At 64.3% G+C, this 13606-nt stretch carries 13 protein-coding genes and 4 tRNA genes; 8 read left to right on the top strand and 9 right to left on the bottom strand.

Features of this window, described 5'->3' with window-relative positions; genetic code table 11:
* Nucleotides 1-21 precede the first annotated feature (21 nt).
* From ABIE08_RS03400 to ABIE08_RS03385, 4 genes are all read right to left on the bottom strand, one after another.
* Nucleotides 22-1947: an ice-binding family protein gene (locus ABIE08_RS03400; protein ID WP_354548756.1), complete on the bottom strand. Its 1926-nt coding sequence runs from the start codon at nucleotides 1945-1947 to the stop codon at nucleotides 22-24.
* A gap of 612 nt (nucleotides 1948-2559) precedes the next feature.
* Nucleotides 2560-3303 carry an SDR family oxidoreductase gene (locus ABIE08_RS03395; RefSeq protein WP_354548755.1) on the bottom strand — a complete coding sequence of 248 codons (744 nt, stop codon included), beginning with the start codon at nucleotides 3301-3303 and terminating at the stop codon, nucleotides 2560-2562.
* Nucleotides 3300-3797: a cyclophilin-like fold protein gene (locus tag ABIE08_RS03390; protein ID WP_354548753.1), complete on the bottom strand. Its 498-nt coding sequence runs from the start codon at nucleotides 3795-3797 to the stop codon at nucleotides 3300-3302. The genes ABIE08_RS03395 and ABIE08_RS03390 overlap by 4 nt, the downstream gene beginning before the upstream one ends.
* Nucleotides 3794-4987, bottom strand: a complete 1194-nt coding sequence (locus ABIE08_RS03385; RefSeq protein WP_354548752.1) for an MFS transporter — start codon at nucleotides 4985-4987, stop codon at nucleotides 3794-3796. Before ABIE08_RS03385 ends, ABIE08_RS03390 begins: the two co-directional genes overlap by 4 nt.
* Before the next feature lie 109 nt (nucleotides 4988-5096).
* On the opposite strand from ABIE08_RS03385, the gene ABIE08_RS03380 reads away from it, so the two are divergent.
* Complete coding sequence (locus ABIE08_RS03380; protein ID WP_354551559.1) at nucleotides 5097-5990, top strand: LysR family transcriptional regulator; 894 nt, start codon at nucleotides 5097-5099, stop codon at nucleotides 5988-5990.
* Between the two features lie 388 nt (nucleotides 5991-6378).
* On the opposite strand, the gene ABIE08_RS03375 is transcribed toward ABIE08_RS03380, so the two are convergent.
* From ABIE08_RS03375 to ABIE08_RS03355, 5 genes are all read right to left on the bottom strand, one after another.
* Nucleotides 6379-6455 (bottom strand) — tRNA-Arg (locus ABIE08_RS03375).
* A gap of 41 nt (nucleotides 6456-6496) precedes the next feature.
* The gene (locus ABIE08_RS03370; protein ID WP_354548751.1) at nucleotides 6497-6802 is read right to left on the bottom strand and encodes an ETC complex I subunit; all 306 of its coding nucleotides are present in this window, start codon (nucleotides 6800-6802) and stop codon (nucleotides 6497-6499) included.
* A 35-nt stretch (nucleotides 6803-6837) separates the two neighbouring features.
* Nucleotides 6838-6914 (bottom strand) — tRNA-Pro (locus ABIE08_RS03365).
* Nucleotides 6915-7018: 104 nt separating this feature from the next.
* Nucleotides 7019-7456 carry a DUF192 domain-containing protein gene (locus tag ABIE08_RS03360; protein ID WP_354548749.1) on the bottom strand — a complete coding sequence of 146 codons (438 nt, stop codon included), beginning with the start codon at nucleotides 7454-7456 and terminating at the stop codon, nucleotides 7019-7021.
* Between the two features lie 35 nt (nucleotides 7457-7491).
* Nucleotides 7492-8067, bottom strand: a complete 576-nt coding sequence (locus ABIE08_RS03355) for a cold-shock protein (RefSeq protein WP_354548748.1) — start codon at nucleotides 8065-8067, stop codon at nucleotides 7492-7494.
* Between the two features lie 308 nt (nucleotides 8068-8375).
* Here ABIE08_RS03355 and ABIE08_RS03350 point away from each other — a divergent pair, with 308 nt between their 5' ends.
* From ABIE08_RS03350 to ABIE08_RS03320, 7 genes are all read left to right on the top strand, one after another.
* The gene (locus ABIE08_RS03350) at nucleotides 8376-8792 is read left to right on the top strand and encodes a VOC family protein (RefSeq protein ID WP_266331815.1); all 417 of its coding nucleotides are present in this window, start codon (nucleotides 8376-8378) and stop codon (nucleotides 8790-8792) included.
* Nucleotides 8793-8904: 112 nt separating this feature from the next.
* Nucleotides 8905-8979, top strand: a tRNA-Glu gene (locus tag ABIE08_RS03345).
* Between the two features lie 75 nt (nucleotides 8980-9054).
* Nucleotides 9055-9129: transfer RNA gene (locus tag ABIE08_RS03340), tRNA-Glu, on the top strand.
* A gap of 188 nt (nucleotides 9130-9317) precedes the next feature.
* On the top strand, nucleotides 9318-10856 hold the full coding sequence (locus tag ABIE08_RS03335) for an ATP-binding protein (RefSeq protein WP_354548747.1): 1539 nt from the start codon (nucleotides 9318-9320) through the stop codon (nucleotides 10854-10856).
* Between the two features lie 143 nt (nucleotides 10857-10999).
* A complete protein-coding gene (locus ABIE08_RS03330; RefSeq protein WP_354548746.1) occupies nucleotides 11000-11554 on the top strand; it encodes a hypothetical protein in 555 nt (184 codons plus the stop codon).
* A gap of 62 nt (nucleotides 11555-11616) precedes the next feature.
* Nucleotides 11617-12255 carry a L,D-transpeptidase gene (locus tag ABIE08_RS03325; protein ID WP_354548745.1) on the top strand — a complete coding sequence of 213 codons (639 nt, stop codon included), beginning with the start codon at nucleotides 11617-11619 and terminating at the stop codon, nucleotides 12253-12255.
* A gap of 62 nt (nucleotides 12256-12317) precedes the next feature.
* The gene (locus ABIE08_RS03320; protein ID WP_354548743.1) at nucleotides 12318-13346 is read left to right on the top strand and encodes an amino acid ABC transporter substrate-binding protein; all 1029 of its coding nucleotides are present in this window, start codon (nucleotides 12318-12320) and stop codon (nucleotides 13344-13346) included.
* The last annotated feature ends 260 nt before the right edge of the window (nucleotides 13347-13606 follow it).

The following is a 13606-nucleotide window of genomic DNA, read 5'->3' as shown; positions in this document are numbered from 1 at the left end:
CCGGCAGAGACGCCCAGCCCGTTACCACCGGTATCTCACCTCGCCGGTCCCCGTGTAGGACTGGAAGCCGTCGGCAAACTGTCCGTCGACCGACCCGCCGATCGCGAATCCGCTTGCAAAGGCCAGCTCCGTGCCAGCCGACAGCAGCAGCGAGTCCGTGGCCGGCTCGGCGCCCGTGACGGTGAAGGGCGATCCCGGCAGTTCCTGGAACGAGGCCTGCATTTCCGTCTTCGACCAGTAATCATGCGCCCAGGCTGCGCCGGCCCGCACCGAAAGACTGGTGCCCGGATCGAGCGCGAAGCTATGCTCGGCTCTGGCGCCCAGTTCCACGCGCGCGAAGGTGGTCGTATTCGCCTCGTAGGCCAGCGCGAAAGTCGAGGCGCCGACCGCGGTGCTCTCGCGATAGGCTGGCGTGCGAATGGCCTGCACGCGCAAGGCCGCATAGGGCGTCAGCCAGTCGGCGCGATAGCCGGCTTCGATATGCACGGCGCCGTTATGGGCGGCGAATTCCGCGGCATACTGATCATAGCCCGCGACGGTCACGGACCGGTCGGTCGAGACGTCATGATAGGCGTAGGCGAGCGCCGCCGTGAAATAGGCCTTGTCAAAGTTGGTTCGGCCATAGACGGCCGCCTGCACCATGTTGCTCCGTCCGCCCCCGAGCCAGTTTGCCAGGTCGAAATCGGTGTTGCCGCCTCCTACCGCGAACCCGATCTCGGTGTCCGGGCTGATCTTGTGGTCAGCGCCAACGGCGAAGCCGCGAAGGGTCGACGTCCGCTCATGGCTTCCGACCGAGAAGTCCCCGTCCGTCTTGCTGTTGCCGCCATAGCCTCCAGCCCAGAACTCCCAGCGGCGCGGGTCGGGAATGACGCGCGACGGGTCCAGCGCTGCGAAAGCCGCGCTTCCCACGGACGCGCTTGCCGTGGCGTAGCCCAGCACCCTCACCGTGCTGGGAGTCTCCGCCGGGGTCGGCGCGGGCCTGCGCCCGTTGCCGTAGCCCGGCTGAAGCACCAGATTCAGGAAGGAGTTCATGGCCTGGATCCCGGTTGGTGCCACGCCGGTCGCGACCTCCCCCGAGAGCTGCGTGAACGCCTCCGCCAGTTCGGCGGGCGAGAGGAAGTCGACGAGGTCCTGGAATCCGGGCGGCAGCACGCCACCGCGGGTCACGTAATCGTCGATCGCCCCCGCAACGGCTTCCTGGTTGTCCGTGGCGTCGGATCCGATCACCTCGCCAGCGGTCATCTGCTTCAGCACGCACACCGTGATGTTGTTGGTGTCCAGGGTCACGGCTGCCGTTTGGGCCCAGACGGCTCCGCAATTGATGTTGGCGCCGGTGGTGAGCGTAATGGCCGCGAGCGCCAGAATCTGGCCCTGGAACGTCGAGGTCGTGCCGAGTGTCGCCGACGACCCGAGCACGAAATAGACGTTGCCGCCCTGGGCACCGTTGATGAGCCTGACCTCCGACGCACTGTCGGTGGTTAGTGTGCTGCCGACCTGGAATATGAACACCGCATTGGGGTTGCCTTGCGCGTCGAGCGTCAGAGGGCCGCCCAGCGTGTTCAGCGAAGCCGATGTATCAAAGTGATAGACGCCAGCGGTGAGCGTCTTCCCGCCCAGGTCCTGGTTCGTCAGATCCTGGGTGGCCGGCCGATTCCAGAGGTCGTTGTACCGGGTCTCGAGCTCGATCTTCGCATCGATGGCAACCTGATCATTGGAATGCAGTGTCCCATTGACCACACCCGGGCTGGCAGTGGTGCCGAGGCCCGTGATGGCCGAGCCGGGGCTGACGCCGACGTTTCCGGTGATGATCGTGGGGCCGGTATTGGTGACGGTGGAACCCGCCAGCACCCCGAAGCTGTCGAGGCTCTGCGCGCCTGCCGACGTGGCAAACACGGCAAGTGCCACCGACAGGATCGGCGTTAACGGTGTCGGACGCAGGCGCTTCATGGTGGCTCCTTTGGCTTGCCAGAGCACGCTAGCCGATTCCGCCACATGACCAGTCATGAATCAGTCGCACGAAACAATTCGTGACCAACTCAATTTGAAAACTGCAAGACCTAATAAATCTTAAGTTCGAGATGCAAGTATATTTATAGCCAACGTGCGATTGTAAATCTTATAAAATATTTGAAACACCCGGATAAAATCACTCGATTTGGCCAAAATATTCGCGAGCAGGCCAATAAATATTGTGCTCTCGCGCGATTTTTCTTTTTACCACGGGGAAAGATAGGGAAGTGCCGACTCTACTTTTCGCGGCTCCAGGCCCGGCCTCGATTGCGCTGGTCCGGAAGCGCTTCGCGCCGAGCCCCTGTGGATAAACCCCGCCTGACCTCTGACGTATCAACCGGGGATGCGCGACGTGGCGCTGCCGATGGCGCGATGTCTGGCCATGCTTGCGGTAACGTGGCGCCGGATGCGCGATCCGCCTGCCGGGACCGAGACTGTCACCGCCAGATGCGCCGTCACGGAGGACGGCGACGAGGTCGACCGACTCTCACCCGCTTTCGCAAAGTGAATCGAAGCCCTGCGCTTTCGCGCCTGACGACCTCTATGCCATCACCACGGCTGGTTGGCCGGCCCAACGGTGAATTCGTTGATCACGGTATCGTCCGGCTGATCGATGGCGAATTCCACAACGCGCGCTATGCGATCCGCGGAGATTCCATATTTGGCGTAGAGCCCGCCCATGGCGTCGGCGACGCCCTTGTCGCTGATGGTGTGCAGCAGTTCCGTGTTGATGGCGGCGGGATAGATTGTGGTCGCGCGGATATGGGTGCCTTCCATGGCGGATTCCATCCGGAGCACCTCCATGAAGTCGCGCAGGAACCACTTGGTGCCGCCATAGACTGCGCCGCCCGGATAGGCCTTGAGCCCGGCTACGGACGAGGTGGCGAGAATGTGCCCGCCCTTCTGCGCCGTGAACGTCGGCAGCACCGCAGCGACGCCGTTCAGCACCCCCTTGATGTTGACGTCGACCATCTGGTGCCAGTCATCGGTCTTGAGCGCGGAAAGCATCGAGTTCGGCATCAGCCCGGCATTGAGAAAGGTGGCGTCGAGCCGTCCAAAGCTGTCCTTGGCAAGGGAAACGATGGCGTCGTTGTCGGCCTGACTGGTGACGTCGAGTTTCGCGTAGACCGCCTGTCCGCCGGCTGCCTCGATCTCTTCCGCGATGCGCTGGAGCTGGTCGATGCGCCTGGCTCCCAGCACGATCTTTGCGCCCTTGCTGGCCAGCAGCCGAGCGCTGGCCTCGCCGATGCCCGAGGAGGCGCCGGTGATGATGATGACCTTGTCCTTGATCATGGAAGTTTCCTGTCTGTTGGTGCTGGTGGGGAGGCGATTTCGATGCGGAGCGGAAATTGCCCGGCGACGTGGAGAGCCTCGCGTCCCTCATCGAACCGCCCCAGGCGGATAAGATCCGGGTGGCGGTAGTCGGCATAGAACATGGCGAGGTTTCCCCACGGAACGTAGTAGCAGAGGTCGTAGGGCTGCTCGTTGCCGAAGGGGCCGGACCCCTGTTCGGTGAGCTTTCGCGGAAGGTGGGCGATCTTCTCGTTGCCGCCGAAATCCTGGATGATGAGATCGAGCGGCAGCATGGAATAGAAGTCGCGGGCGGAAGGGCTGTCATGGAGCGTCGCCATCATGGTCCGCCCGGCGAAGCTGAAGCGCACGCGCATGTCGGTCGGCTCCTGATGGCTGTTCAGCGTTCTTTCCTGTGCCTTCGCCAGAAGCGGCATTGCGCTCGCCGCCAGCGCAGCTCGAACCAGCGAGCGGCGCGTGATTTTGTCGGCATTCATGGTGCCGATCCTGAACTGGCGCGGAAGGCGGCATAGGCAAGAATGGAGGAGCCGCAGAGCAGCACGGCCGCGAAGAGGAAAGGCGCCCACCAGCCGGCCCGGTCAAACAGCAGACCGCCACCCGCCGCACCCACCGTGATAGCGAACTGGATCAGCGCCACTTGCAGGCCGCCACCAGCCTCGGCATCGCGGGGCAGCGTCCTCGCCAGCCAGGCGCCCCAGCCAACCGGCGCGGCTGTGCCGAAAATGCCCCAAAGCAGCAGCAACAGAGCAACCGGCAGCGCCAAGGTACCAAAGGCGACCAACGCCACGGCGATCGCAGCCATCACGAGCGGGATGGCAATGAGGACGCTGAACAGGCGCGTACGCAGAGCATGGCTGATCATCCAGGTGCCGGCCACGCCGGAGAGGCCCATGACCAGGAGAATTGTCGAAAGCCCTGGGACGGAAACGCCCGTCACACCTTCCAGAAAGGGACGGAGATAGGTGAACAGGCCAAACTGACCCATGAAGAGAAGGGTGATCGACGCCATGCCCAGAGCCACCGGACGACGCCGGAGCAAGCGGAAGACATTCCCAGTGCTGTCGGTTGCGCGGGAAGGGAGCGACGGCAGGGCGATCCATTGCCAGACGAAGGCCAGCACGGCCAGCGGAACCACGAAGAAGAACGCGCCGCGCCAGCCGATGATGTCGCCGAGATAGCTGCCCAATGGCGCCGAAACAGTTGCGGCAACGGCATTCCCAGCATTGAGCATGGCGAGGCCGCGCGGCACGTCCTCGGTTGGCACCAGCCGCATGACGATCGACGTGGACATGCCCCAGAAGCCGCCTATGGCAAGTCCGAGCAGCGCGCGCCCCACCATCAGCCAGAGATAATCCGGCGCCAAGGTGACAAGGGCTCCGGAGGCCACAAGCAATGCGGAAAAGCCGAGGATGACCTGGCGACGGTCCATATGGCGGGTGAGCTGCGCGGCGAACAGGCTGGAGACCACTGCGAACATTCCCGAGACCGATATCGCCTGGCCAGCCTGCCCGTCGGTGATGCCTAGATCGGCTGATATCGGCGTCAGCAGGCTCACCGGCATGAATTCCGAGGCGATGAGCGTCGCGACGCACAGGGCCATGGAAAAGACCGCGCCCCAGGCCGCCCGGGGTCTCGATGTAGGTGCGCTATCTACGTGCGTGGTCATCCTGCCATCCGCTGCAAATCGTTGCGCGGAAGGTAGACCGCCTCATTCCCCTTGATTAGAGGGTATAATTCGCTTGAACCTATCGATGCTCGATATGAATGGGATGGCCATGCAGCGGCAGGATTTGAATGACATGCTGGCCTTCATGGCTGTCGCCCAGGAGCGCAGCTTCACGAAGGCAGCATCCAAGCTGGGCTCATCTCAATCGACTCTCAGCCATACCATCAAGCAGCTCGAGCAGCGCCTCGGCCTGCGATTGCTCACCCGCACGACGCGCAACGTCTCTCTGACCGAAGCCGGCGAGCAGCTGCTGCAAACCCTGGCACCGCGGATCGAGGATATAGAAAGAGAAATCGAAGCCCTGACGGCCTTTCGGGACAAGCCGTCCGGCAACGTTCGGCTGACACTTTCCGACCATGCGCTCGACTGGATCGTCTGGCCCAAACTCAAACCGATGCTGAAAGCCTATCCGGACATCCGCGTAGAGTTCAGCATCGAAAACGGCTTTCGCGACATCGTGGAGGAACGCTTCGACGCCGGGGTAAGGCTGGGGGAAAGTCTCGACAAGGACATGGTGGCCGCTCGTATCAGCCCCGACTGGCGCCTGGTGGCGGTGGCGTCGCCCGAGTATCTCGACAGCCATCCCCCGCTCGATTCACCGCAGGATCTGGTCCGGCATAATTGCATCAACCACCGACAGGCGCGATCCGGCGGTCTCTACGCATGGGAGTTTGCCAAGGATGGCAGAAATCTCCGCGTGCGGGTCGAGGGCCAACTGACCTTCAACAGTTCGATCGCCATGGTCGATGCAGCCGTGGCCGGGCTGGGCGTTGCTTACATTCCGGAAAGCCTGGTGATCGATGCGCGTGCCCGCGGCGAACTCGTCCAGGTCCTGGACGATTGGTGCCCCTTTTTCTCCGGCTACCACCTCTACTACCCCAGCAGAAGACAGCATTCCGCCGCGTTTTCGATCGTGCTGGAGGCGCTCCGGGCCGCAGGCTAAGGGCTGAGCAGACAAGCGCACCCTACTCCAGAAGGTGCTGCCCCCCGGGTGCGCGACGCGCGAGGTCTAGCGCGTCAGCGCTCTACTCAAGGTTGACGCTGCGGCAGACATAGCTAAGCTCCGAGCGCGTTCGTCAGATGGGCCCCTTAGCCGACTGAAGCTCGCAGCCCGCCGGCCCCCTGCCAGGTGCCGGCGGGCACCCCAGTTCGAACGGCCGCGTCTTGGCTCTCAGGATGGCTTGGGGTGGCGGGCGAAAGCGCTCGATGCGTCGGCGTCACCAGCGCATAGGAAGCGCCGCCAATGCCTAGGATTGGGGAACGCTTCGGAACGAACTACGGCCTGCCCATTCGGAATGGCGCAGGATTTCCGTCTAAGTCATTGATATATTTGGCGACCCCGGCTGGGCTCGAACCAGCGACCTGCCGCTTAGAAGGCGGCTGCTCTATCCAGCTGAGCTACGGGGCCAATCGTCTCGGCACATCCGTCCGGACGGCGCCGAGGCTGGGTCAGTGCGTCCAGGACTGCAGGCGGCCAAACTTGAAATTGTCCGAATAGGAGATCTTCTTGCGCGTGTCCGACTGCGCCGGCATCAGCTGGTAGGGGATGCCGTTCTTCTCGGCATAGGCCACGGCCTCTTCCTGCGTGTCGAACTGCAGCTTGATCTGGCGGTTCATGTCGGAGGACGAGGTGTAGCCCATCAGCGGCTCGACGGAGACGGGGATTTCCGGCTCGTAGGAAAGCGTCCAACGCTCGGTCTTCGCCTTGCCCGACTGCATCGCATTCCGTGCCGGCTTGAAGATACGCGCAACCATTGTCAGCTCGCCTCCATGGGATCTCTTCGGTCGAATGGTCGGGGCAGTAAGATTCGAACTTACGACCCTCTGGTCCCAAACCAGATGCGCTACCAGGCTGCGCTATGCCCCGACATTCTTCGACTGGGGTGGATTACACGGTCCGCCCCGGGTCTTCAAGGCATTGCAAGCCGACAAATGGCGGCCTCAACAGCGCATCTTCGACGCAGATCCGATTCAGGGCTTCGGAATGATAAAACGATCGCCGGGCGCCAGCCCCAGTCGATCGGCGCTGCCGGCCACCATCTCCAGCACGTAGCGCGCCGGCGCGCCGCCCGGAATCAGGTCCTCCGAAAAGGGCTTCGCGCCCCGCTCGATGCGCGAGGTGCGACCGTCCGCCTTGATGAAGATCATGTCTAGCGAGAGCGGCGTGTTCTTCATCCAGAAATAGAGCGGCTGCTCATTGCCGAAATCGAACAGCATGCCGTGATTGGGAGCCATCTTCTCGCGCCCCATCAGGCCGCGCTCGCGCTGCGACGGGGTGACGGCCCATTCCACTGTGATCGCGTGGGTGCCCGTGCGGGTCTTGACCTGGATCTCGCCCGGCTTGTCCGCCGCCAAGGCCCCGCTGGCCAGGGCCAGCCCGAAGGCGAGCGCCGCCCCGAGGGTGCGCAACGGAGAAAAGCGGGAGCGGGATTGCGCCACGGCGATCAGTGCGACGACGGGCCGGAGCCGTCATCCGGGCGGATTTCGGCAGCCATCAGTCCCTTGTCGCCGTCGCCGAAGCGCACCAGCACGGTCTGGCCCGGACGGAGTTCCGTCAGGCCATAGCGGCGGAGCGTCTCCATATGGACGAAGATATCCTCCGTGCCTTCGCCCCGCGTGACGAAGCCGTAACCCTTGACGCGGTTGAACCACTTGACGATGCAGCGCTCGAGGCCGCTGGTCGGCACGATGACGGTGTGGGTGCGCGGCGGACCGACCTGGGCCGGATGGACCGCTGTCGAATCATCCATGCTGAGCACGCGAAACGCCTGCAGCCCGCGCTGGCCCTGGGTGACCTCGCAAACGATGCGGGCGCCTTCATAGGCGGTCTGAAAACCGTCGCGGCGCAGACAGGTCACATGAAGCAGAATATCCGGCGAGCCATCGTCGGGCAGGATGAAGCCATAGCCCTTCGAGGCATCGAACCATTTGATCGAGCCCGCTACTTCGACCAGATCCAGCCCGCCTTCGTCCTCGCGCCTTTCGGCGGACGATGGTTCAGCGCTGTTCTTGGAACCCATCTTGTCGGCCCCCGATAGGCCTTCTAACGAGGCCGTCATTTTCACATGGCCGATCGCGCGATACCGCCATTGCGGCGATGTTGCGACCGAATCCCCGCATGAGAATAACATCGGATCGAAGCGTGACCAGTGACATCCCGGCCACAACCGGGGATTTCCGTTAACGCCGGTTAAGGACTACCGCAGGGGCGGCGGGCGGGTTTCTGTTTGCGCCGCCGGAGTCTATGGTGTCGGTGCCATATGACGGACCGGCCCCAATCGGCGGCACGGCTCCTGATCGGGAACATCTGGGAAAGGACAACGCGCCAATGAAGTATCTCCACACCATGGTCCGCGTCACCGACGTCGACAAGTCGATCGCCTTCTACAAGGAGCTCGGCCTGAACGAGGTGCGCCGCATCGACAATGAGAAGGGCCGCTACACGCTGTATTTCCTCGCAGCGCCCGGCGACGAGGCCGCCCAGGTCGAACTGACCTTCAACTGGGACCCAGAAGTGTATGGCGAAGGCCGCAATTTCGGTCACCTCGCCTATCTGGTCGAGGACATCTACGCGCTCTGCGACAAGCTGCAGAAGGCTGGCATCGTCATCAACCGCCCGCCCCGCGACGGCCACATGGCCTTCGTCCGCTCGCCCGACAACATCTCGATCGAGCTGATCCAGGCCGGCGATCCGCTGCCGCCGCAGGAGCCCTGGGCCTCGATGCCGAATACGGGCAAGTGGTAGCAGCCAATCCGTGCCGCCTCAGCGATGAGGCGGCACTCTATCCACAGGCGGAAAACAAGACCCGCAAACGGTCTTGTCACTCCGGGGCTTGCCGCCTATAACCCGCCTCGCCGCGCCCTTCGTCTATCGGTTAGGACGCCACCCTTTCACGGTGGAGAGAGGGGTTCGATTCCCCTAGGGCGCACCACCCATCTTGATCGGGTGTCGGGATCAAGACTTGAGCTTGTCAGGCTCAAGGGAGCTACCTATAACGCGCATCGCTGCGCCCTTCGTCTATCGGTTAGGACGCCACCCTTTCACGGTGGAGAGAGGGGTTCGACTCCCCTAGGGCGTACCATTCCTCCTTGAACGATCTCTGAGATGGAGGTTCGCGCGCTTGGGCGCCGGACCACGCAGGTTGCGCAGGTAGCCGGCGGATTGCGCGTTTTGCGCGATGGGATCTCCTGTGGAGTTCCGATGAGGCGACCGGACGCCTCGGCCTCCCATGCTAGGATGGCCAGGCGGAAAAAGGCGATGTGGAGCACTATGAAAGCTGGAATCGAACTCGGGACGAACACGGCAGGCCAGCCCGCCCTTCTCGACCTTGAGGAACTGCTTTCGACCCGCCTGCTGGTGCAGGGAAACTCCGGCTCCGGCAAATCCCATCTCCTGCGCCGCCTGCTCGAACAGAGCGCCGGCATGGTGCAGCAGGCGATCATCGATCCCGAGGGCGATTTCGTCAGCTTCTCGGAGCGTTTCGGCCACACGGTCGTCGACGCCGAGCGCAGCCCCAGCGAATTGCAGCGGATCGCGCTGCGCATCCGGCAGCATCGCGCCTCCGTCGTGCTAAATCTGGAAGGCCTCGACGCGGAAGAGCAGATGCGCTGCGCCGCCGCCTTCCTGAACGGGCTTTTCGACGCCGACCGCAGCGTCTGGTATCCGATGCTGATCACCGTCGACGAGGCGCAGATCTTTGCGCCCGCCGTGGCCGGTGAAGTCTCGGACGAGGCGCGCCGCCTGTCGCTCGGCGCCATGACCAATCTGATGTGCCGCGGCCGCAAGCGCGGACTGGCCGGCATCGTCGCCACCCAGCGCCTCGCCAAGCTCGCCAAGAACGTCGCGGCGGAAGCGTCGAACTTCCTGATGGGCCGCACCTTCCTCGATATCGACATGGCACGCGCCGCCGACCTGCTCGGCATGGATCGCCGCCAGGCCGAAGGTTTTCGCGATCTCGACCCCGGCCAGTTCATCGCGCTCGGCCCGGCGCTGTCGCGCAAGCCGATTCCGCTGCGCATCGGCGCGGTGGATACGGCCGGGCGCAGCGGCCGCCCCGTGCTGATGCCGCTTCCCGACATGCCGCAGGCCGAAATGCAGGACCTGATCTTCGTCGGAGGCGAGGCAGACCTGCTGCCTATGCCGGCTCCCAGCCAGTCCCGCGCCCGGGGCACGGCGGAACTGCTGCGCGAGATCGAGATCTCGGGCCCGCTCGACACGACTCCGGAAGCCGAACTCGACACGCGGACGGAAGCCGAGAAGCAGGAACTGCTGGATTCCGTCTATGCCGAGATCATGTCGGACCCGGACACGGCGTTCCGCCCGGCGCCGTCGATCTACCAGGACTTCCTGTTCCATTGCCGCATCAAGAAGCTTGGCACCTATGGCCAGGACATGCCGAGCTTCCGCAAGCGCCTGGCGCTGGCGCGTGCCGGCGTCAGCTCGGACAAGGGCGACGATGCCTGGGAGCAGGTTCTGGCCGTCGCCGAAAGCCTGCCGGAGGAGATGCAGGGCGTCTTCCTGCTGCTTGCCCGCGCCGCCCGGGAAGAGGCCCCCTGCCCGACGGACGAAGCACTCGCCAACGCCTATGGCAGCCGGTCGCCCTCGCGTGGCCGCTGGCTGCTCACCTATATGTCGGAACACGGCCATATCCGCAGCGAAGCCGATTTCCGCGGCAGCCGGATCGTGACGATCGCCGGCGTCAACTGGCGCACCTTGCCGGGGGCGCCGAAGGCCGGCCCGATCAAGAAGGTCGACCCGCTGCGGCGGGCGCCGATGCTGCCGCTTCCGGCCGCCCGCCCGGCAGAATAGCGCCCCGCGCAAGGTTTGTGGCGGCAGTTGCATTCCCCGCCACATGCCCGCCATCATGCTGTCCAGAATCACGTGCTGCCTTGGCGTGAACAGCCGCGGTTTACCGGGGGAGTTGCCTGGGTACCGCGGCAAGGGGGAGACGCATGGAACCAACAGCAACGACATCGGGAGCGGGAGCCCCCGCCGGAGGCAGCCCGCGCCACGCCGCGACCTGGCTGGCCGGCGCCGCGGCGCTTCTTGCCATTTCCGGCTGCGCATCGGTCACGGAGCGGGTGTCCCCGTCCGTCGCGCCGGCCACGCCGAACGTCTCGATCACCACCGAGGATCTCGTCGGCAATTGGGGCCTCGGCTCCTTCCGCGAGGAAAAAGACCTGCCGCGCACGATCAACGAGGCGCGCCGCTACTGCAGCAATCCCTACGTCATCACGCGCGGACCCAATAACGGCGTGATGATGTATCTGGCCGACCAGTCGCAGCCGAGCGAAGTCGTGCTCAAGAATGCCAGCGGCCGCGTCTATATCGGACCGCCCGGCCCCGCCGGCATGCCAAAAGACCGCCAGATCACGTCGTTCCAGGATGGCGTCATCGTCGCGCCCTGGGTCGACCCCAGCGTCACCGCGCGCTACGGCACCATGGTGTTCGTGCGCTGCGCTCAGGCGGCTCCGGCCGCCACACCGGCCCGCCCGGCTTCCGGCTGATTTCGGGCCCGGCGCCGGCCGGGCCCTCCCCCCAATCGCCTCTCCAGCGTTCGAGGTCCCCCATGCGAGACAAAGCGGCCCGTCTTATCCAGTGGCTGAAACGTCCCCTGTCGCTCGCCCTGCTCGGCTGTGCCGCCGCCGTGGCGCTGGCGCCCGCGCTGCCTGCCCAGGCCGGCATTCGCGACATGCTCAACATCAACGAGCAGCCGGGCGTCGTCCCGACGAAGCAGGAATCGTTGCTGCCGCCGGAATTCCGGCCGCAGCCGGTCTATTTCCGCTCCAACGAGCCGCCGGGCACGATCGTCATCAACACGGATGAGCGCTTCCTCTATCTGGTGCAGCCGGACAACCGCGCCATCCGCTATGGCGTCGGTGTCGGCCGCGACGGCTTCCAATGGTCGGGCCTGCTGAAGATCTCGCGCAAGGCGGAGTGGCCCGATTGGCGGCCGCCGGCGGAGATGATCCAGCGCCAGCCCTATCTGCCGCGCTTCATGGCCGGCGGCGAAGGCAACCCGATGGGCGCCCGCGCGCTCTATCTCGGCGATACCATCTACCGCATCCATGGCACCAACCAGCCGCAGACGATCGGCCATGCGCTGTCGTCGGGCTGCTTCCGCATGGTGAACAACGACGTCATCGACCTGTTCGACCGCGTGCCGGTCGGAACCAAGGTGATCGTTCGCCAGCAGGCCAAGCTCTGACAGCGGCTATCCGGTCGCCTCTTCCGGGGTGACTTCCACGAACCATCTTCGGAGGGGCGACTATGTTTCCTGGGGTTCTTTCCCTGCGCGTCGCGACGCTGGCTCTCGCCGCGACGCTTGGCTCGGCCGTCGCGGCCCAAGCCGGAACGCTCGATACGGTCAAGCAGCGCGGCAATCTGGTCTGCGGCGTCAGCCAGGGCCTGCTCGGCTTCTCCAATGCCGACGCAAACGGCAAATGGACGGGCTTCGACGTCGATTTCTGCCGCGCCGTCGCCACCGCGATCTTCGACGATCCGGAGAAGGTGACCTATGTGCCACTCTCCGCGGCCGAGCGCTTTGACGCGCTGAAGGACGGCAAGGTCGACCTGCTGTCACGCAACTCCACCTGGACGATGTCGCGCGAGACGGACCTGCCGCTCGCCTTCGTCGGCGTCACCTATTATGACGGCCAGGGCTTCATGGTGAAGCGCGACAGCGGCAAGGTCTCGGCGCTGGAGCTGGACGGCTCGACCGTCTGCGTCCAGAGCGGCACGACCAGCGAAGAGAACTTCGCGGATTATTTCACCGCCAATTCGATGAAGTTCACGACGATCTCGGCCAGCACTCCGGCGGAATCGCTCGAGAACTACAAGACCGGCAAGTGCGCGGTGCTGACCACCGACGTGTCCCAGCTCTATTCCGAGCGCGCGGCGCTGGAAGACGCGGCCGACCACATCATCCTGCCCGACGTGATCTCCAAGGAGCCGCTCGGCCCCGTCGTGCGCCAGGACGACCCGAAATGGCGCGCTTTGGTGGCTTGGGTCCACAACGCCATGCTGAATGCCGAAGAACTGGGCGTCTCGTCGGAACGCGTCGACGAGGCCAAGGCCTCGAAGAAGCCCGACGTCATGCGCCTGGTCGGCACGGACGGCGCCTTCGGCGAAAAGCTCGGTCTTTCCAACGACTGGGCGATCAACATCGTCGCCAAGGTCGGCAACTACGGCGAGGTCTATGAGCGCAATCTGGGCGTCGGCTCGAAGCTCGGCATCCCGCGCGGCCTGAACCAGCTCTGGTCGCTAGGCGGCATCCAGTACGCCCCGCCGATCCGCTAGGTTCGTTACGAATGCAAAAGGCCGGCATCACGAGGTGCCGGCCTTTTTTTGGGTTTTTGGGGCGGAAGAGCTTCCCACCTAGGTATCGTGCCGATGCGAAGGCGTTCCATTGGATCCTCCTTCGAGGCTTCGCTGCGCGAAGCACCTCAGGATGATGGTTGAGGAAGCTGCGGCAGAGTTCAAACCCTCGTTCTTCCTCCTGTAATCCCCGGCCATCATCCTGAGGTGCCCGGCAAAGCCGGGCCTCGAAGGAGGCTCCA

The organism is Kaistia defluvii (assembly GCF_040548815.1).
Classification (GTDB): Bacteria; Pseudomonadota; Alphaproteobacteria; order Rhizobiales; family Kaistiaceae; genus Kaistia; species Kaistia defluvii_A.
This window is presented reverse-complemented; position numbering and strand designations above follow the sequence as displayed.

Excerpts from the sequence above, each read along its gene's own strand:
- ABIE08_RS03325 (WP_354548745.1), top strand. The coding sequence starts at position 11,617 with ATGCGAGACAAAGCGGCCCGTCTTATCCAGTGGCTGAAACGTCCCCTG.
- ABIE08_RS03350 (WP_266331815.1), top strand. The coding sequence starts at position 8,376 with ATGAAGTATCTCCACACCATGGTCCGCGTCACCGACGTCGACAAGTCG.
- ABIE08_RS03335 (WP_354548747.1), top strand. The coding sequence starts at position 9,318 with ATGAAAGCTGGAATCGAACTCGGGACGAACACGGCAGGCCAGCCCGCC.
- ABIE08_RS03390 (WP_354548753.1), bottom strand. The coding sequence starts at position 3,797 with ATGAATGCCGACAAAATCACGCGCCGCTCGCTGGTTCGAGCTGCGCTG.
- ABIE08_RS03330 (WP_354548746.1), top strand. The coding sequence starts at position 11,000 with ATGGAACCAACAGCAACGACATCGGGAGCGGGAGCCCCCGCCGGAGGC.
- ABIE08_RS03380 (WP_354551559.1), top strand. The coding sequence starts at position 5,097 with ATGCAGCGGCAGGATTTGAATGACATGCTGGCCTTCATGGCTGTCGCC.
- ABIE08_RS03370 (WP_354548751.1), bottom strand. The coding sequence starts at position 6,802 with ATGGTTGCGCGTATCTTCAAGCCGGCACGGAATGCGATGCAGTCGGGC.
- ABIE08_RS03355 (WP_354548748.1), bottom strand. The coding sequence starts at position 8,067 with ATGGGTTCCAAGAACAGCGCTGAACCATCGTCCGCCGAAAGGCGCGAG.
- ABIE08_RS03320 (WP_354548743.1), top strand. The coding sequence starts at position 12,318 with ATGTTTCCTGGGGTTCTTTCCCTGCGCGTCGCGACGCTGGCTCTCGCC.
- ABIE08_RS03395 (WP_354548755.1), bottom strand. The coding sequence starts at position 3,303 with ATGATCAAGGACAAGGTCATCATCATCACCGGCGCCTCCTCGGGCATC.
- ABIE08_RS03385 (WP_354548752.1), bottom strand. The coding sequence starts at position 4,987 with ATGACCACGCACGTAGATAGCGCACCTACATCGAGACCCCGGGCGGCC.
- ABIE08_RS03400 (WP_354548756.1), bottom strand. The coding sequence starts at position 1,947 with ATGAAGCGCCTGCGTCCGACACCGTTAACGCCGATCCTGTCGGTGGCA.